This is a genomic window from Streptomyces sp. NPDC041784 (assembly GCF_055591025.1).
In genome coordinates this window covers 313,225-330,325 of record NZ_JBVJAB010000007.1, presented here as the reverse complement: position 1 = coordinate 330,325, position 17,101 = coordinate 313,225, and the positions used below count along the sequence as shown (strand labels likewise).

The window sequence follows — 17,101 nt, the reverse complement described above, 5'->3', positions numbered from 1 at the left end:
GACTCGGCCCACACCGAGCTCGGCCCCCGTCGAGCCGGCCGGTGGTGTACGAACGGCTCATCCGCTCGATCGAACAGCCACCGGCCGGCCCAGTCGCCCGATGAGGATGTGGCCCGGTTCGATCAAGCAGAGGCCGTATCCGTCCTGTTGGGGCCCGGCTTCGGTCCCGGTCGGAAGGCCGCAGCCAGGTCGGGATCGCGGCAGTAGGGCGGCAGTAGGTTGGGGCGATGGATGACTCCCTGCCGCCCGGCGGCGCTGTGCTCGACGCGGACGAACTGGATGCCCGGTGGGCGGACGCCTGGCGGCCGGAGCAGGTCGCGGAGCGGTTGGGTGGAGTGCGTACCCCCTGGTGCGTCGCGGCGGGGTGGGCACTGGATCTGTTCCGCGGAGGGCAGTCGCGGCCGCACGGCGACCTGGAGATCGCGGCACCCGCAGTGGATTTCCCGGAGATTCGGGACCGCTTCCCCGAGTATGTGTGTGACGCGGTGGGTTCGGGACGGGTCTGGGCAGGGGCAGGGGCAGGGGCTGAAGCACTGGCGGCCACGCACCAGACCTGGTTCCGGGATCCAGCAAGCGGCCAGTTCCTGTTCGACGTCTTCCGTGAGCCGCACGAGGACAGGACCTGGATCTGCCGAAGGGACGAGAGCCTGCGGCTGCCGTACGACGTGATCATCGAGCGGACCGCGGACGGGATCCCCTACCTCGTGCCGGAGTTGGTTCTGCTGTTCAAAGCGAAGGCGCCGCGGCCCAAGGATCAGGCGGACTTCGACGGGGTGTTGCCGCTCCTGGGCCGGGCGCGGCAGGACCGCCTTGGCGAGTGGCTCGACCGCGTGCACCCCGGGCATCCGTGGCTGACGCGGCTGGCACGGTAGGTGGCGCGGGCCGTTCCCGCGGAACACCGAGGACGACCGGCCGCCGACCGTCCCCGCCGGCGTCCCGAATCTCGGGGCCGCCACCGCGCCCGGTGGGTTCGGCGTGGCCGGCCAAGGCAATAGGGCGCGGGCGACGACGGCGACGGCTGGGAGGGCGGCTGCGGGCGGGCTGACACGGCCTGCGTCCGGGTGGGCGGAGGGCAGTGCACGGCAGCGTTGGAGCCTCCAGCGGTCCCGGTCCGTTGCCGACGTCCTACGTCGAGGGCTGGACCCAGCTGAAGGCGGTGGTCATCAACGCGGCGTGACGCGCGGCCTCCGCGCCGGAGACAGCGGAACGGCGACCGGTCGACGGCCTGCCGGCCGGGGTTTCCTCCGACGGGCTGCCGCCCGGCGAAGGGTGGACGACGCAGTCGCCGCATCAGCGACCAGGCTCGCCCGCCCCCTGTCCGTTGCGGATCACGCCGTAATCGGCCAGTCCGACCGACTACCGATAGCCCTGGCCCCAGTGCAGATCACGCGGGCCGACGGTGGACAACCGGTCCGTTCGATCATGCCGATGCCGTTCGCGGCTCGGGAGGAGCGGGTACTCGGGGTCCGCACAGCACATCGGACAAGTACTGAGGCGATCGCCATGACGGACAACCCAACCAGCCTCCGTTCGGCGGGCCACCCGGAGGCGGGCGCGAGCACACTGAAGAACCGGACGGGGGCCGGGGCTTCGGCGGAGACACGTGGGAAGACCAGTATCGCGGACGGCGTGGTGGCCAAGATCGCGGGCATGGCCGCCCGCGAGATCCCGGGCATCCACAACCTCGGCGGAGGTATGGCCCGCGCCTTCGGCGCCATGCGGGAACGGGTCCCCGGTTCCGGCAGCGGCATGACACGCGGCGTGAAGGTCGAGGTCGGCGAGCGCCAGGCAGCCGTCGACCTGGACGTCGTCGTCGAGTACGGCGTCTCCATCGTCGAGGTCACCGGTGACGTGCGCGCCAACGTCATCAGCGCCGTGGAACGGATGACGGGGCTGGAGGTCGTCGAGGTGAACATCGCCGTCGACGACGTCCACCTGCCCGACGAGGAGGAGTCCGAACCGACCGAGGACCGCGTGAGGTAGCCCTCCGTGAACCCACCAGGCGTGCAGGAACTCCCACACCGCCGCGCTCTGGTCCGCGGGCCGCCGCTGCCAGTGGCCACGCGCAAACGAACGTCCGACCTCCTCCAAGCCCCCGTCGGCCCCACACCCCATTCCCCCTGGCGCAGTGGGGCCGACGCACGCCACCCCACCGGCTTCAAAGACGCCGCACTCCCCTGTAGACACCCCCGGCACACTGCGGCCCACCTCACGAACCTCGGCGCCGAGGTGCCACTCCTCGACACGGCGCCCTGCTGCTCCCCGCCGACCTGCGCCCGGGGGCAAACGGCGCCGCATCTCGCCCGGCGGGTCCGTGAAGCCCGTACGCCCGGACGACCATGAGGATGCCCGATCTCACGCATGGCAGCAGGATTGCGATATCTACCGTTTGTACCGGATCGGAGACGTGGATGAGTGACCTCAAGTTCGAGCAGAAGCGCTCGCTGTCACGCCGCGAGGCAGCTGACCAGCTCACGGCACTCGCCGCCGCACTGAGAGAGGGCGGACAGGCCGAACTGGAACTCGGCTCCGTAGTGCTCAGCCTGCGGGTCCCCGACAGCCTTCACAGCGAGATAGAGGTCGAGGTCGAGGACGGGCAGATCGAGCTGGAGATCGAGTTCACCTGGCCGACCACCCCGAACCGGACAGCCGCCCCACAGGCAGCCGCAGTCACCCGGCCGGCCACCGAGCGCAAGAGCGTGCCTGCCAAGCCCACCCGAAGCAGCACCGGCACCAGCGGGAGCAAGAGCGCGAAGCGGACCTCCCCGAGAACACCCCGATCCACAGCATGAACCTCCGGCCGGCGCGCCACACCCCGTCCGGCGCCGCGGCCGAGCCGGCAGGAGGTGTGCAGGCCCCCATGACAGAACTCGCAGGTGTTGTCGGAGATGATCAGGCGATGCGGCAGAGCTCCGCTGGACCAGTGGAGGCCGCGGCGCGGACCACGGTCACGTGCACGGGACGGGCGGGGCGGGCGGTGGCCGCGGCCTGCGAGCGGTTGCGCGCGAAGACGACGAGGCGCAGCACCGCGAACCGCGCGACGCCGGCGAGGGCGGAGGCGGACAGGTAGACGGCCTGCTCGAGCACCGCGCCGGGTGCCGCCACCAGTTGCTGCAGGAGCAGCATCGCCCCGCAGGTCACCGCGTACGCGGCCGCTGCGGACCCGGCCGACTGCGCATGCTGGCGCCCGGTCGCGCGCCCGCCCGCGCCGAAGGTGAAGCGGGCGTGCAGCTCGGTGGCGAGGAGCGTGGAGACCACGGTGATCAGGGCGTTGGCCAGGACCCAGGGGATCCAGGAGGCGAGGGCCGCCACGGCGAAGCTGGAGGCGATCCCCACCCCGCCGCCGCAGACCACGAAGCGGGCGAAGGCGGTGAAGGCGCCGGGTGCCGCCTGCTGTCTACTCCGCGCCGTATCCATGATCCGTCCCCCTTGATCGCCCACTCCGCGAAACGCGCACCCCTCGATCTGCGAGGCCATCGACCCCTGGTTTCGCTAGACAGAAACGCTACGTTGCATTCATTCACCAGGCAACGTATTTATTGCACAATCTGCTCAATCACGCAGGTGAAAGCGGCAAAATCGTTGCAATGATCTCAAGGTAATGCAACAAGCGAAACCTTGTTCGTTGCAATGAATCGGAGGTGAACGCTATGTCGGAGACACGCTCGAAGGTGTGGGCCGGCCGACGGGACCTGTTGCGGCCTTTCGGCGCCCCGGACTGCCTGCTGCGCACCACCGGCCCAGATCTTCGTCGGATGCGTGATCACCCTCTCCGCAGCCGTCGGGCTCCACCGCGCACGGACGGCGCCCCGCCCCTGCCGCAGTGGTCAGACACCGCCTGCCACCGCCACCCCGAAGATCAGCAGCACCACCCCGGTGACGATGCTCATCCCCCGTCGCACCGCCGGCCGCGAGACCAGCGACTTGCCCCTACTCACGGCCCAGGTGAACAGCAGGTACCAGCCGGCGTTGACCATGGCCCAGATGACTCCGAGGGCGATGGACGAGATCAGGACGGGACCGTGGGCCGTGACGAACTGAGGTAGTACCGAGACCGCGAACACGCCGGCCTTGGGGTTGCCGAGGTTCGTCCCGAGTCCGGCGAGGTAGGCGCTCCACCAGCCCCTTCGCGCGCCGTCCGAGGATGAGGCGGAGGCGTCGGGCGCCCTGAGGGCGGCGCGGAGTGTGACGACGCCGAGGACCACCAGAACCAGCCCGCCCGCCACACGCACCACCGCGTAGGCAGTGGGATCGGCCAGCAGAACGGCGACGCTCGCCGGATGGCTCCCGCATCGAGTCGTCGCCGCCGGACGCAGCGCGGCCAGGGCCGAGCGTCCGGGCGGCGTGCGGGTCGACGTCAGCGATCCGGAGGACTTCCGGCGGACGCTGGAAGGGTTGGGAGACATCACGGCGGTCGTGATGTGTGTGGAACCGCCCGACGCGACCGTCGCACGAGTCTGTTTCGAGCGCGGCGTGCACCTGGTCGACATCGGGGCCACCCGTCACCTCGTGGAAGGAGTGACGGATCTGCACGAGACGGCCGTCCGCACCGGAGCGACCGGCGTGCTCAGTGTCGGGGTCGCCCCCGGACTGACCAACCTCCTGGCGCGCCTCGCGCACGAGGCCGTCGGCGGCGCCGAACGGATCGACCTCACCGTGCTGCTCGGCGCCGGCGAACGGCACGGCGCCGACGCGGTCCGCTGGACGGTGGCGCGCCTGCCCGAGCCCGCTACGGCCGCCCCGCTGCGAACCGAGCTGCCCGGCTACGGCACACGCACCACGCACCCGTTCCCGTTCTCCGATCAGTACAGCCTGCCCCGGAGTCTCGGCGTCGAGCAGGTGACGACCCGCCTGTGCCTGGACTCCAGGCCGCTCACTGCGACCCTCTTCGCGCTGCGCCGGGCCGCCCGCCGGCCGGCCGTGCGGCCGGCCTTGACCGTCGTCTTCCGCAGGATGCACAGCGGAGGCGACGGATTCGTCGTCCGGGCGGACGGCCACCGCGGCGACCGCCACGCGGCGTTCGCACTCACCGGACAGGCACAAAGCCGCGTCACCTCGCTGGTGGCGGCTCATGTCACCCGGGAGTTGCTCGCCGGATCGCTGCCCAGCGGGGTCCACCACATCGAGCAGCTGTCCACCCTGGCCCGCCTGCCCGAATCGCTCGCCGAGTACGGCGTGACCCTCCAACGCCTCGACAGCGCCTCGAAACAGTGACTTGCCCCATGCCGCCAGAGGCGGGGAAGAAACGACGTGGCGTCTCACACCGGGCCGACGCTCCGAGCGTGTCGGCGGCCGCGAGGACGCCTCAGGTCAGGTCCAGGTCGGTGTGCAGCAGATGATGGTCCGAATACGGGGTGGGTTGGACGCGATGCCTGAGCGGGGTGATGCCTCGCAGGAAGATGTAGTCGAACCTGCTGTGCCAGTCGGTGGTCGGCTCGCAGGTGCCGGCGTGCGCCGGACGGCACTGGGGGTCCGCATCCGCGGCCAGTGCCCATATCCGGGTGAGTTCGGGAGCGTCCGGCACCGCGTTGAAGTCGCCGAGGACGATGGCGCGGTCGTGCCGGGCGATCTCTGCGGCGAGTACGCCGGCCTGGTCGGCTCGGACTGCTTCCTGACGCCGTTCGGCGAAGTGTGTGTTGAAGACCCGGACGGGCCGGCCGCCCACCTTGGTGGTGACCGCCATGTACCCACGGTCTTCGGATCCGCCGTCGGGGTATTCCACGTTGACGCGGTCGGTCATCGGTGCCGCCGAGAGGACGGCCTGGCCGTAGGCTCCCGGATTCCACGGCACTCCCCCGCAGCGGCCCCAGTTCCGCAGAACCGTCCCGTACTCGACGTGGTACACCAGCCCGTAGACGCTCTCCAGATGGTCCCGGATCCTCTCGACGTCACCCACGCACGCTTCTTGCAGGCCGATCACCTGGGGCGCGTACCTGGCGATCTCCGCTGCCCGGTCGACGCTGCCTTCCTCGCAGGGGTTGCAGAGATTCCACGTCATGACCCGGTTCGGTACGACGTCCCTGTGGGCATCGACGGGCAGTGACCCGCCGAAGAGGGCATCGCTCGGTCCACTGGGGCCGGCGAGCACCACGCAGGCCACGATCACGGCGCCCAAGAGCAACCGCGTGCCCCTTCCGAGCACCGCCGCCTCCTCACTGTGTGGACACAGGGCAACTGACGTCGCCAAGCACGAGATTACGTGACGGGGTTGTCAGCAACACGTGCCTCGACGCCGAGGCGGGTCCGCTCGCGGGAGGGTTCCCTGCTGCGCTGCGGATCCGCCCAAGTCGGTTCCATCGTCGGTGTGTTGTGGCAGTATCGGCTGCCATGTCGCCGTCAAGCGTGTGGTCGCCCATGCCCGGTCGTCGTCTGTTCGTCGTGCTGCTCGTACTGCTCGTGGCGGTCGGCGCCGGTGTGAGTGATGCCGGCGCGGCGGCCGGGTGGAAGATGGCCAGGGCCTCGGCGACACCCGATCGGCCTCGCTACGACGTGGCTCTGCGCTCCGACACCGACGGCAGCCACTGGACCGGACGGCAGCGGGTGTCGTTCCGCAACGCGTCCGATCGACCTTTGCGCGAGGTGTACCTGCGGCTGTGGGGCAACGGCGAGGACAAGTGCGGCACGCCCGATGCGCCCGCCCGCGTCATCGTGTCGAGCGTGGAGGGTGGCACACCGCGCGGTCTCTCAGTGGGTTGCACGGCCCTGCGCATCGCCCTGCCGAAGCCGCTCGCGCGCGACGAGCGGGCGTCCGTCGCCTTCGACGTCTCCATCACCGTGCCCGACCGCAACGCCCGCTTCGGCCGCGAGGGCGCCTTCCGCTTCCTCGGCAACGCGCTGCCGGTGCTCGCCGTGCACGACGCGAAGGGGTGGCACCTGGACCCCTACGTGGCGCTCGGCGAGAGCTTCTACGCCCTGACGAGCGACTTCCGGGTCCGTCTCGACCACCCGTCGGCCCTGAAAGTGCCCGCGACCGGCCGCACCCGAACCCTCCCCGGCGGCCCCGGCCGTACGGTCACCCTCAGCGTCGCGGACAGGGTGCGGGACTTCGCGTGGGCCGCGGGCCCGTTCCGCACGGCGACGCAGACCACGCCCGGCGGGGTGCGCGTGAAGTCGTACTGGGCACCCGACACCCCTGCCGCGGGCGTGCGCCTCAACCGCACGGACGCCGTCGCCGCGATCGAGCGGTTCGGCCGGGAGTTCGGCCGCTATCCGTACGGCGAGATCGACCTCGTGATGACCAGCGAGTTCGGCGGCGGGATGGAATACCCCGGCCTCGTCCTCCTCGGCACCACCGAGGAGGGCAGCGCCGTCGTCCACGAGGTGGCGCACCAGTGGTGGTACGGCATCGTCGGCAACGACGAGTACACCTCGCCGTGGCTGGACGAGAGTTTCGCCCAGTACGCCAACGCCCGCTTCTACGGCTGGGAGACCCGCGACTGCTGGTCGGACGTCTACTGGCCCGACGACGACACCGCTCTGACCGCCTCGATGGCCTACTGGTCACAGCACCGCGGCGAGTACCACCTCGTCTACACGGCAGGTCCCTGTGCCCTGGCCGACCTGGAACGCACCCTCGGTGCCGACGCCATGGCACGACTCCTCAAGCGATACGCCCAGGCCCACTGGTACGGCGTCTCCACCACCGCCGACTTCAAAAGGGCCGCCCAGTCGATGACGGACGAGGACCTGCGCCCCTTCTGGGAGAGCCACCGCATCCGGTGACGGGCGGCCCAGCGCAGGCCGAGCCGCATCGGGATCCCGGCGTGCCGGGCCAGAAGGCGAGGCGAGGTCGTGTCGGCGGCGGGCACCATCCGGCAGCCGGGTAGGCCTGCGCGCAGCCGGTACCGAACGCCGCGTCGCGGCAGGCGGCCACGAGCGATCGCGAGGTGTGGACACGCCTGCGCCACCCAGCCAAACGCTCACCCCGCTGATGCACGGCATCCCACCGATCCGCTCGCGCTGTGGCCCGCGTCGACGCCGTCCGGCCAAGCCGCTCGCGGACAAGGGCTACGACTGCACGAACACTACGGGCGCAATCCCGACTGTTCCTGGCCTTCGTCGGCATGCCGGCCCCCTCATCTGCCATCGCCGCTACCCCAACTGAGACGACCTCATATTGGTTTGCCGTCAGCCAGCCCGGTCGGATATGAATCTTGGATGCTAAAGGGCAGCAAGGTCGGGCTCAGGGCCCGCTACGAGGACGACATCCCGATCCTGCGGACCGAGCTCTACGACGACGTGGTCAACGGCTCGCGGGCCGAAAGCCGGCCGTGGCGGCCGATCACGCCCGGCTCGAAGGATCCGCGGCTCGTGGTGGACGACAAGGAGCAGGGGCACGTCCCGTTCTCCGTGGTGGAGCTGGACGGCGGCACGCTGGTCGGCACCGCGACGCTCTGGGGCATCGACAACCACAACCGGTGCGCGCACATCGGGCTGGGGCTGCTGCCGTCCGCCCGCGGCAAGGGCTACGGCACCGACGTGGTCGCGGTGCTGTGCCACTACGGTTTCGTCGTGCGCGGCCTGCAGCGGCTGCAGATCGAGACACTGTCGGACAACGCCGCGATGCTGCGCTCCGCCGAGCGCAACGGCTTCGTCCGCGAGGGCGTGCTGCGCTCCTCGGCCTGGGTGATGGGCGAGTTCCTGGACGAGGTGCTGCTCGGGCTCCTCGTCCAGGACTGGAAGAAGCCGGACTCGAAGGTCTAGGCGGTCGCTCAGGTGTGGCCCGATGCCTTCAAGTTCCGTGCGAGTCAGCCCCGTTGGATCATAATGATCACATGATGGCTGTGCCGCTCTCCGTGCTCGAAGTCGCGATGGTCCAGACCGACACCGATCCCGCCGAGACCTTGCGGGACACGACGGCGGTCGCCCGGAAGGTCGAAGCGCTGGGCTACCGGCGGCTCTGGTACGCCGAGCATCACCACTCGCCCGCGATCGGTGCCTTCCCGCCCGTCGTGCTGATCGCTCACGCCGCAGCGTCGACGTCGTCGATCCGGTTGGGCTCAGGGGGCGTCCTCGCCCCCAACCACGCCCCGATCATGCTGGCCGAACAGTTCGGCACGCTCGCCGCGTTGCACCCGGATCGCATCGACCTCGGTATCGGTCGCGGACCGGGCACGCTGCACGAGCCGACCGCGCGGGCGCTCAGACGCGGAGCGGGGCCGGTCACGGACGACGAGTACCGGGCCGACGTGGCAGCCACGCTGGAGTACCTGGTCGACGAAGTCACGCTCGGCACCCTGCCCGAACCGTGGCTGCTGGTCTCCAGCGCGGCGGGGGCCGCGCTCGCCGCCGCACTCGGCCTGCCCGCGGCGTTCGCACACCACATCCGGCCCGACAACACCACAGCGGCGATCGACCAGTACCGCACCCGCTTCAAGCCTTCCCGCTGGTGCCCCAGCCCGAGAGTCCTGCTGTGCGTGGAGACGGTCTGCGCCGCAACGCAGCAAGAGGCGGACCGGCTCGCCGGACCCATGAACGTCATCAAGGCCGCGCTCCTGCAAGGCCGCGGCGACCTCTCCTTCCCCACCCCCGCACAGGCGGCCGAGCACCCGTTCACCGACGAGGAGCAGCAGGCCCTGGCCGGCTTCCGTGCCCACCAGGCCTACGGCACGCCCGAAGCCGTGCGGCAGCGCCTCGCCCAACTCGTCAAGGCAACGGGCGCGGACGAGCTCATGCTCGTCACCCCTGTCTACAGGCTCGAGGACCGCCTCCGGTCCTACGAGCTCGTCGCCCTGTCGTCGCCCGCGGATCGGCCCAGTTTCACCTGAAGGACCGCTGCGGACGGCTTCGCTTCCGGGCCAACGCAGCGTTGCACAAGCACCAGCATCGGCATCAGCGCGACGGCCGCACCCCGTGCCTGCGGGGCGCGGGCGTTGATGGTCTCGACGACAGCGGGTGCCGCCGCCGCGACGGCGGCCACGAACAGCAGCAGCGCGACGGCCAGCGCCACGGTGTGGCCGCCGAGGAAGGAGCCTGCCGCGACGGTGACGGCGGCCAGCGCGAAGGCGAGAACCGCGCGCAGGGGTGCCGCCAGGCGCTGGAGCACCGGTGCGAGCAGGGGAACGGCGATCGGGTCGTTGAGGGGCATGTTGTTGAGGTCCTCGGCCTGGACGACCAGCAGGTCGGCCTTCTTGCCGGGGGTGAGGGAGCCGGTGATGCCGGCCAGGCCGTTGGTGTGGGCGCCCTGGAGGGTGGCGAAGTCGAGGACGTCGTGGGTGGTGATGCGGGAGGGCTGCTGGTCGGTGCCGTAGGCGGCGTTGACCGCGCGCATCCGTTGGATGGCGTGCAGGGCCCGCATCTGCGTGAACATGTCGCTGGCCAGGGCGACTTCGACGTCGATGCTCAGTCCGGGGCGGATGCCGACGGACGGGGCCTCGTCGACGGCGGGGATCGCGGTCTCCAGGCCGATCTGCGCGTCGGACGTGGGGGCGAGCGCCACGGTGGTGCCGGTCTCCCCCATCGCCTTCCACGCCTCGGGGGTCAGTCCGGTGGAGTGGATGAGGGTGACGCCGGGGTTGAGGATCCCGTCCTTGGCCCAGCGCAGGACCGCCTCGGAGGAGGACGTGCCGAAGACGGCGTCCACGCTCACCCCGATGCCCAGCTCCTTGGCGACACGCGCGAGTTCAGGGCCGTAGGCGAGCGCCGGTCCGGCGATCTCGTGGTGCCCGACGCACTCGCCGCCGACGTGCCGAGCGCCGTGGCCACGCTCTTGACCCGGCCGGAGCAGGTCCGCGCCCTCGTCGCGGCCGGCCGGCCCGTGCTCTGGGCCGGCACCGACACCCCCGGCCGCCCCACCGCGCCGGAGCCGGGGGATCCCGGCGGCCGAGGACCTGACCGGCAGCCCGCGCGTCGGCGTATGGATCGACAGGAACGACTTCCTGCACCAGGAACTCACCGCCGACGGCCGCTACGACGAGACCCGGGGCGGCCGCCCGCACGCCTACCAGGGCCGCTACTGGATCGACGGCGACCGCATCGACTACCTGGACGACCTCGGCTTCTGGGCCTACGGAGAGTTCCAGGGCGACGAACTCCACCACGCGGGCTACGTCATGAAGCTCGGCTGACCTCTCCCTCGTACAGGCCTCGACACACCAGGGGCGCGCATGGCCGGTGCAGCGGCTCGCTCGACGGACGTGATCAGCGTCGGCCTCAGTAGGGCCGCTGGGTGCGGTTCTCGTGGGCCAGGCCGTCCTGGTGGGCAGTCGTGCGCGGTCCGAGCCGGAGAAGAAGCACCAGGGCCCGGAGCACCACGGCGTCCGACGGCCGGAGAGGCAGGAGACCTGGACGGTCCGACGGGCGACGGACCGTCCCGATGTCCCGCCAGCCCCACGACAGGAAGGCGTCGCGGGCCGCCCAGTCGGCTTGATCCACCAACGTCGCCCCGAGCGAGGCGTGATGGTCGGCGAGCAGGCGTTGCTGGAGGCGGCGGGGAAGGTTCGGGTCGTCCGTGTGAGGGTGCACGACGGTCTCTGTGATCGCGAAGACGTGTCCGGAGGCGGTGAGCTGTTCGACGCTCCGCGGAAGGGGCCCGTCGAACCCCCGCCACCACGTCCCCTCGCGCCGTACCGGGAATCCGTAGGCGCACCCGGCGAAAGCGGTGCTCTCCGCGATCAGCAGGGCGAAGCCGGGCCGCCGGATGGCGCCGGTCAACCGCCGTAGAAACGCCTCCCGGTCCCGGTACTCCTCGCCGGGCCGTGCCCGGGAGGATTCCACGTACAGGTCGGCCAGGTCCTCCTTGAGGGTCTCCGCCTGCCAGCGGTTCAGCCGGCGCAGGCGTAACGCGTCCATGGCGGGCGGTGTGCTTCCGTCACCGTGCGGCGGCTGCTCCCGCCGGGGCGGGGCCGTCACAGCGCACTGCCCACGGCGACGGGAATCCGACGCGATCGCGTGCGAGCGGCGGGGAACGAGTGCAGCAGGAATCCGGAGCCGGTGATCTCGATGACGCGGGCCATGCTGCGCGACGGGTGGTGCAGTCGCAGGGTCCTGCCGGCATCCGTGACGAGCCGGGATGCCATGAGGAAGGCGTTGAGTCCGCTGGCGTCGCAGAAGGTGACCGCCGTGAGGTCGACGTCGATGCTGCGGATGCCGTCGTACAGGCACTCGGCCAGCGCCCTGCTCACCAGAGGTGCGGTGGCCAGGTCGATCTCTCCCGCGAGGGTGATGAGAGCGCGGGTGTCGCGGTCGTGCCGGTAGACGTTCAGTTGTGAGAGGGGCATGGTTCCTCTGTTCGGACGCATAGGGTGCGGACGCATGGGGTGCGGGTGCGGGTGAGCGTGCGCGTGAGCGTGCGCGTGCGCGTGCACGGCCAGGATGAACTCCCGTTGCCGGCGACCCGAGTTGATGAACTCGGCCGCCGGCAACGCAACGGACTGCGTGCTGTGCGATCAGATGGGACGCGGGCCGGAAGCACCGGGCGGTACGCGCGTCCGGTCGGCGGGGGTGACGCCGGTGGCGGCGAGAATTTGTTCGGCCGAGGCGTCGTTGTCGTCCCGTACGGCCATGGCCATCGCGGCGCGAGCGCGCGAAGGAGCCGTCTGTGGAGGGATCACCAGGAGCATGAAATGGTCCTGGTCACCCCGAGTGACGATCATGGTGTCGTCGCTGACGGCCGCCCAGTCGATGTGGACGCTACGACCGTCGACGACCAGATGGCCCGGCCTCTCGTCCCAGGCGCCCGCGTCGAGGCCGACACGGGTGAGAGGACCCAGCCGGGCGGTCAACGCGGCGAGCAGTCCGGACAGTTGGCTCTCCAGGTCGCGTGACCGCGGCCACCACGCGCCGTCGAACGTCCCCGTGCGCTTGGGCGTCGTCTCCATCCGCAGGACCGCGGTGCCGGGGAGTATCGGCTCGCTGCTGGTGTCTGCCAGAAGCCTGATGGGGATCACGAGGACTCACCCCACTTCCTTCCGGGTGCGGCGTCCTCGCACGGTCGCCCAGAAGCGGCCGTGGTGGGAGGCGGCCATGCGGTCGCTGTGCTGCCGGTTGGCCAGGTGGATGAGGAGCACACCCAGAGCGATCATCGCAAGGACGACGACCACGGTCACGAAGGTCTCCATCATCGTCACATCCCCATCGGCCGATTCGGGGTGGCGGGTACGGCGGGTGCGGCAGGTACGGCGGGTGCGGCGGCTCGGCCTCCGCCCTCGGCCATGACTGCCGGGATCCGTGGCCGTGAGGCGGGATCGCGGGCCCCATGCCCTCCCTCGGAGTCCCAGACCGCCTCCACGGTCCGGTCGGTCTCCCTCACCGTCCGCAGACGGGCGGCCTGTTCCATCAGCCGGCTCGCGGTCGACGTGCCCAGGGGGTCGCTCGCGGCGGCCATCAGCCACGCGGCCGAGACGGCGTCCGTCGGCGGCGGAACCACGAGCAGGTTCCAGCGGCCCATGTGGTAGGAGAGCAGCAGCAGTTCGTGCGGGTCCTGCTCGGGCAGGAACCAGCCGACGTTCACCACATGCCCGGCGACGGGCACCTTGCGCGGGACGACCGGCCAGTGGGTGGGATTCACCGTGACCCGGGTGATCCGCCCCCACAGCGGATCGAGTACGGCGGTCAGGAAGGGGAGTTCCGCCCCGAGGTCGCGGGAGCGGGGCCACCAGGCGCCGTCCAGGAGAGCGGGCGCGGTGCCGACGGGAGCCAGCGACAGACGGAGAGAGGAGTCGGTGAGGGGGGACGACGAGAGCCGGTCTTCGTGTGTCGGCGAGAGAGAAATGGTCGCAGTCATGACGCGAACCCTGCCCCGGGCCGACCACGGTCGGCCCGGACTATTCGATCGCCGAAAACGACACGAGCGTGGTAGCCGGTGCGCGAAATATCCTCGGTACCTCCAGCGTACTCCTCGGCCGAGGAGTACGGACCGTGCCGTCGGCGGTACTCCTCGGCCGAGGACGGTGACGAGGGCGAAGTCCCCGCACAGCGGCTCCGGGCCGGCGGGTGCGCTCGGGAAAATGCCTGGTCATACGTCCCGTCCCCAGGGACCCCGAGCGGAGTAGGGTGGCAATACCGGGAGTACTTCGCACACCAGATCCAATGCTGGTGCCGTTCTCGGCGAGCAACACGACCGGAACGTCGAAGACGAGCCCGGGGACAGGTTCGCGTCATGACCGCGACCAGCAGACATGCAGCCAGCCCTGAACACGGTCTCCCTCGTGCGCTCCGCCCGAGAGAGGTGAGGACGTGGAGACTGTCATCACCGCGGCCCTGATCATCGCCGTGATCGCCATGGGAATCGTCCTGATCCACCGGCTCAACGCGCAGCATGACGCAAGGATCGCTGCCTACCACTACAGCGATGCGCTGCCCGGAATCGGCCGCCTGCGGGCGAAGAACCGACGACCGGCCCAGCCTGCCATATCGCCCACTGCCGCATCCCCGGTGGAAGTGGAAGAGGTGGGCAGGCCGGGGCGGCGTCACCCCGTGGAGCCACCGGAACCGCCCTCCGCCGGGCAAGTCGACGTACGCCTGGTCGCCTCGACCCCCGAGGCCGCCCGCCAGGTCGCGGAGGTTCTCCGTCGCTGCTTCGCCTCGTCCGAGCAGCGCAGCTATCCCGTCGGCACGGCGGCCGGCGGAACCCGCCTCCACCTCACGGTGGACACCGCCCGCCCAGCGGAGCCTGCGCGCTCCTGGCTGGTCAGCAGTCGGTCTTCCGGAAACGGCCGTACGCAGACGGACGAAATCTGAAGCGGTGTCCCCATGGCAACGCTGCGCGAGCGGAAGAACTACCGCGAGACGATCCTGAAAGCCCTGTACGAGGCCACGGAGGGTAATCGGCTCCTTGGCGTCACAGGCACGAAGCTGCGCGACGATCTCCAGATCCCTCAGCAGGATCTCGCCGCCGCCTGCGCGTATCTGGCAGGCGAGGGACTCGTCACGGTCGACTGGGAGCGGGGAAACACACCCGCGATGGTCACGCTGACACACCACGGCATCCAGCTCATGGAGAGCGCGGAGGAGGAACGCGGCTGACGCCGGGCGAAAGCGCTTCCCCGACCGCGCGAACGGAATGGCCATGACCGCGGAACCGAATGGCATGACCACGCGGAACCGAAAATGGCCACGAGAACCGCGAAACACCTGATGCCCGAAATGTGCACCAGGCATAGCATGAAAGCGGGTCGGCACACTCTCACGTGCGACCGGCCCGGAAGGGCGACCCCGGTGTGTATACGCCGGGGTCGTTGGGGCAGACGGACGCGCACGCCGGGACGAGGGCGGGCCGTCGGGCCGCCTGGCGGACACCGCGTGGACGCGGCCACCCCGATGAGTTCCACCCCGATGAGTTCCCCATGCCCCGGGCCGAAGGGAAGCAGACAGCGATGACGGACGGTGGGCGCAAGCCGGACCGGATCGGGGTGGACCGGTCGGAGGGGTTCGGCGAACGACTGCTGGGTGTGCTGCTGGACCGGGCCCACGAGATGCCACCGGACTTGATCGCCCCGCTCGTCGCGGAAGAGGTGGCCAGGATGGGAGGGCGGGAGGTCTCCATCCTCCTGCAGGACTACGAACAGGTGCTGCTGGTGCCGCTGCCGGGCCGGAGGCTGAAGGTCGGCGAGCCCGAGCCGGTCGAGGACTCCCCCGCCGGCCAGGCGTTCCTGAGCCGCACAACGGTGGAGGTGCCGCAGGACGGCAGTGTGCGGATGTACCTGCCGCTGCTGGACGGCAGCGACCAGATCGGGGCGATGGTCGTCACCCTGGACACGGTCGATGACGACGACCGGCGCTTGCTGCGCAGACTCGCCGGTCTGGTCGCGGACATGATCGTCACCAAGGACTCCTACACCGACCTGTTCTTCCAGACCCGCCGCAGCGCCCCGATGAGCGTGGCCGCGGAGATCCAGTGGTCGTTGCTGCCCCCGCTGTCGATGACCGCTCCGCAGGTCGAGGTGGCCGGAATCCTGGAGCCCGCCTACGACGTGGCCGGTGACAGCTTCGACTACGCCCTGAACGGCGACATCCTTCACGTGGCCATGATCGACGCGATGGGCCACGGGCTGGACGCGGCGACGATGGCGACGGTGGCCATCGGTGCGTATCGCCACACGCGACGGGCCACCACCGAGCTGTCCCAGGTGTACGCGTTCATGGACAGGGCCGTCAACGAACAGTTCGGCCAGGACCACTTCGTCACCGCACAGATGATGGTCCTGGACATCACCACAGGCCGGCTGCGCTGGGTCAACGCAGGCCATCCGGCCCCGCTCCTGATCCGGGACCGCGCCGTGGTGGACCGGCTGGAGAGCCCGACGACGTTGCCGGTCGGCTTCGGCGGGGAGGAGCCGGTGGTCAGCGAGCGGATGCTGCACCCCGGGGACCGGTTGCTGTGCTTCACCGACGGCCTGATCGAGGAGCACGAGGCCGGCGGGGAACAGTTCGGTGAGGAGCAGCTCATCGAGTGGACCAACCGGATTCTCCACGACCGCACCGAGGTACGGGCGGTGGTACGAGCGCTCTCCCACGCCCTGAAACAGGAACGCGGCGGCGCCACGACCGACGACGCGACCATCTTCCTCATCGAGTGGCGAGGCGGCGACGCCGATCACCTCGCCACCCTCGATTGAGCCCGCGGCGAAGACAGAGCTCCTCGAAGCGAAAAGGGGCGAGCCTCGGGCTCGCCCTCTCACCGCTGTCAGGCGGACGGGTTGACGACCACCTTGGCCGAGTTGTTCTTCCTCTTCGGGTGTCGAAGGCGAAGGACGTGCCGTAGTCGGGCCGGGCGACGACCCGGCCCGTCGCGTCGGGCACGACCCGGTCGATGCGCGGCTGGAACGGGAAGCTGACCTTCAGGTCCGGCTTGGCCCACATCGGCAGGTTGCAGTCGTAGTGGCCGATGGCCCGGGTCGTCGCCCGACGTCCAGGCGGTGCGGCCGTTGTCCGAGCCGTTGAGGTCGGTGGCGTCGCCGCGCTGGACCTCGTAGTCGAACCGCTCGTACAGCGCCTGGTCGGTGACGGCGAGCCGCTGTCGTCCGGCCCGTGCACGCCCCGGCACCCTGGGGCTGGTGCCGGGGCGCGACGCCGGTGACGTCCTGCGGGGCGCTGATGCCGAGGTCCGGGCCGGAGCCGACGGTGACGAAGGTCTCCGCGGAGCCCTCCGGGGCGACGAACG

General features: G+C 70.4%; 20 protein-coding genes and 2 pseudogenes. 12 read left to right on the top strand and 10 right to left on the bottom strand.

Going from position 1 to position 17,101, the window contains the following annotated elements; all coding sequences use genetic code 11:
* The first annotated feature begins 227 nt into the window (after window positions 1-227).
* From ACZ6D7_RS18025 to ACZ6D7_RS18015, 3 genes are all read left to right on the top strand, one after another.
* Window positions 228-872 carry a nucleotidyltransferase domain-containing protein gene (locus tag ACZ6D7_RS18025; RefSeq protein ID WP_469491364.1) on the top strand — a complete coding sequence of 215 codons (645 nt, stop codon included), beginning with the start codon at window positions 228-230 and terminating at the stop codon, window positions 870-872.
* Between the two features lie 631 nt (window positions 873-1,503).
* On the top strand, window positions 1,504-1,983 hold the full coding sequence (locus ACZ6D7_RS18020) for an Asp23/Gls24 family envelope stress response protein (RefSeq protein ID WP_469491362.1): 480 nt from the start codon (window positions 1,504-1,506) through the stop codon (window positions 1,981-1,983).
* A 428-nt stretch (window positions 1,984-2,411) separates the two neighbouring features.
* Window positions 2,412-2,792 carry an amphi-Trp domain-containing protein gene (locus ACZ6D7_RS18015; RefSeq protein ID WP_469491360.1) on the top strand — a complete coding sequence of 127 codons (381 nt, stop codon included), beginning with the start codon at window positions 2,412-2,414 and terminating at the stop codon, window positions 2,790-2,792.
* 100 nt (window positions 2,793-2,892) lie between these two features.
* On the opposite strand, the gene ACZ6D7_RS18010 is transcribed toward ACZ6D7_RS18015, so the two are convergent.
* Both ACZ6D7_RS18010 and ACZ6D7_RS18005 read right to left on the bottom strand, forming a co-directional pair.
* Window positions 2,893-3,417, bottom strand: coding sequence for a GtrA domain-containing protein (locus ACZ6D7_RS18010; protein WP_469491359.1), 525 nt, complete (start codon window positions 3,415-3,417; stop codon window positions 2,893-2,895).
* Window positions 3,418-3,827: 410 nt separating this feature from the next.
* Complete coding sequence (locus tag ACZ6D7_RS18005; protein WP_469491358.1) at window positions 3,828-4,406, bottom strand: LysE family translocator; 579 nt, start codon at window positions 4,404-4,406, stop codon at window positions 3,828-3,830.
* Between ACZ6D7_RS18005 and ACZ6D7_RS18000 the strand changes: the two genes are divergently transcribed.
* Complete coding sequence (locus tag ACZ6D7_RS18000; protein ID WP_469491356.1) at window positions 4,396-5,214, top strand: saccharopine dehydrogenase family protein; 819 nt, start codon at window positions 4,396-4,398, stop codon at window positions 5,212-5,214. The genes ACZ6D7_RS18005 and ACZ6D7_RS18000 overlap by 11 nt on opposite strands.
* A gap of 91 nt (window positions 5,215-5,305) precedes the next feature.
* On the opposite strand, the gene ACZ6D7_RS17995 is transcribed toward ACZ6D7_RS18000, so the two are convergent.
* Entirely contained in the window at window positions 5,306-6,187 is an 882-nt protein-coding gene (locus ACZ6D7_RS17995) for an endonuclease/exonuclease/phosphatase family protein (RefSeq protein WP_469491354.1), read from the bottom strand.
* A gap of 167 nt (window positions 6,188-6,354) precedes the next feature.
* Here ACZ6D7_RS17995 and ACZ6D7_RS17990 point away from each other — a divergent pair, with 167 nt between their 5' ends.
* The 4 genes and pseudogenes from ACZ6D7_RS17990 to ACZ6D7_RS17975 all read left to right on the top strand — a co-directional run bounded on the left by ACZ6D7_RS17990 (window position 6,355) and on the right by ACZ6D7_RS17975 (window position 9,767).
* On the top strand, window positions 6,355-7,722 hold the full coding sequence (locus tag ACZ6D7_RS17990; RefSeq protein WP_469491352.1) for a M1 family metallopeptidase: 1,368 nt from the start codon (window positions 6,355-6,357) through the stop codon (window positions 7,720-7,722).
* Between the two features lie 187 nt (window positions 7,723-7,909).
* Window positions 7,910-8,014 (top strand): annotated as a pseudogene (locus tag ACZ6D7_RS17985) (IS5/IS1182 family transposase); the annotation flags it as partial.
* Window positions 8,015-8,157: 143 nt separating this feature from the next.
* Entirely contained in the window at window positions 8,158-8,703 is a 546-nt protein-coding gene (locus ACZ6D7_RS17980) for a GNAT family N-acetyltransferase (RefSeq protein WP_469491351.1), read from the top strand.
* A gap of 71 nt (window positions 8,704-8,774) precedes the next feature.
* A complete protein-coding gene (locus ACZ6D7_RS17975; RefSeq protein ID WP_469491349.1) occupies window positions 8,775-9,767 on the top strand; it encodes an LLM class flavin-dependent oxidoreductase in 993 nt (330 codons plus the stop codon).
* Here the strand turns inward: ACZ6D7_RS17975 and ACZ6D7_RS17970 are convergent.
* Window positions 9,716-10,657 (bottom strand): annotated as a pseudogene (locus ACZ6D7_RS17970) (amidohydrolase family protein); the annotation flags it as partial. The gene ACZ6D7_RS17975 and the pseudogene ACZ6D7_RS17970 sit on opposite strands and share 52 nt — an antisense overlap.
* Window positions 10,658-10,811: 154 nt before the next feature.
* On the opposite strand from ACZ6D7_RS17970, the gene ACZ6D7_RS17965 reads away from it, so the two are divergent.
* Window positions 10,812-11,066, top strand: coding sequence for an Atu4866 domain-containing protein (locus ACZ6D7_RS17965; RefSeq protein ID WP_469491559.1), 255 nt, complete (start codon window positions 10,812-10,814; stop codon window positions 11,064-11,066).
* Window positions 11,067-11,151: 85 nt separating this feature from the next.
* On the opposite strand, the gene ACZ6D7_RS17960 is transcribed toward ACZ6D7_RS17965, so the two are convergent.
* The 5 genes from ACZ6D7_RS17960 to ACZ6D7_RS17940 form a co-directional block, all read right to left on the bottom strand.
* On the bottom strand, window positions 11,152-11,790 hold the full coding sequence (locus tag ACZ6D7_RS17960; protein ID WP_469491348.1) for a hypothetical protein: 639 nt from the start codon (window positions 11,788-11,790) through the stop codon (window positions 11,152-11,154).
* A gap of 56 nt (window positions 11,791-11,846) precedes the next feature.
* Window positions 11,847-12,218 (bottom strand): STAS domain-containing protein, encoded by a 372-nt coding sequence (locus tag ACZ6D7_RS17955; protein WP_469491347.1) that lies wholly within the window; start codon window positions 12,216-12,218, stop codon window positions 11,847-11,849.
* A gap of 168 nt (window positions 12,219-12,386) precedes the next feature.
* Window positions 12,387-12,887 (bottom strand): DUF5994 family protein, encoded by a 501-nt coding sequence (locus tag ACZ6D7_RS17950; RefSeq protein ID WP_469491345.1) that lies wholly within the window; start codon window positions 12,885-12,887, stop codon window positions 12,387-12,389.
* 6 nt (window positions 12,888-12,893) lie between these two features.
* Complete coding sequence (locus ACZ6D7_RS17945; RefSeq protein ID WP_469491343.1) at window positions 12,894-13,061, bottom strand: hypothetical protein; 168 nt, start codon at window positions 13,059-13,061, stop codon at window positions 12,894-12,896.
* A 2-nt stretch (window positions 13,062-13,063) separates the two neighbouring features.
* A complete protein-coding gene (locus tag ACZ6D7_RS17940) occupies window positions 13,064-13,723 on the bottom strand; it encodes a DUF5994 family protein (RefSeq protein ID WP_469491342.1) in 660 nt (219 codons plus the stop codon).
* A gap of 692 nt (window positions 13,724-14,415) precedes the next feature.
* On the opposite strand from ACZ6D7_RS17940, the gene ACZ6D7_RS17935 reads away from it, so the two are divergent.
* The 3 genes from ACZ6D7_RS17935 (at window position 14,416) to ACZ6D7_RS17925 (ending at window position 16,556) form a co-directional block, all read left to right on the top strand.
* Window positions 14,416-14,679, top strand: coding sequence for a hypothetical protein (locus ACZ6D7_RS17935; RefSeq protein ID WP_469491558.1), 264 nt, complete (start codon window positions 14,416-14,418; stop codon window positions 14,677-14,679).
* A gap of 12 nt (window positions 14,680-14,691) precedes the next feature.
* On the top strand, window positions 14,692-14,964 hold the full coding sequence (locus tag ACZ6D7_RS17930) for a hypothetical protein (RefSeq protein WP_469491339.1): 273 nt from the start codon (window positions 14,692-14,694) through the stop codon (window positions 14,962-14,964).
* A gap of 350 nt (window positions 14,965-15,314) precedes the next feature.
* The gene (locus tag ACZ6D7_RS17925; protein ID WP_469491337.1) at window positions 15,315-16,556 is read left to right on the top strand and encodes a PP2C family protein-serine/threonine phosphatase; all 1,242 of its coding nucleotides are present in this window, start codon (window positions 15,315-15,317) and stop codon (window positions 16,554-16,556) included.
* Window positions 16,557-16,624: 68 nt separating this feature from the next.
* Here ACZ6D7_RS17925 and ACZ6D7_RS17920 read toward each other — a convergent pair whose 3' ends face one another.
* On the bottom strand, window positions 16,625-16,984 hold the full coding sequence (locus ACZ6D7_RS17920) for a hypothetical protein (protein ID WP_469491335.1): 360 nt from the start codon (window positions 16,982-16,984) through the stop codon (window positions 16,625-16,627).
* Window positions 16,985-17,101: the final 117 nt, after the last annotated feature.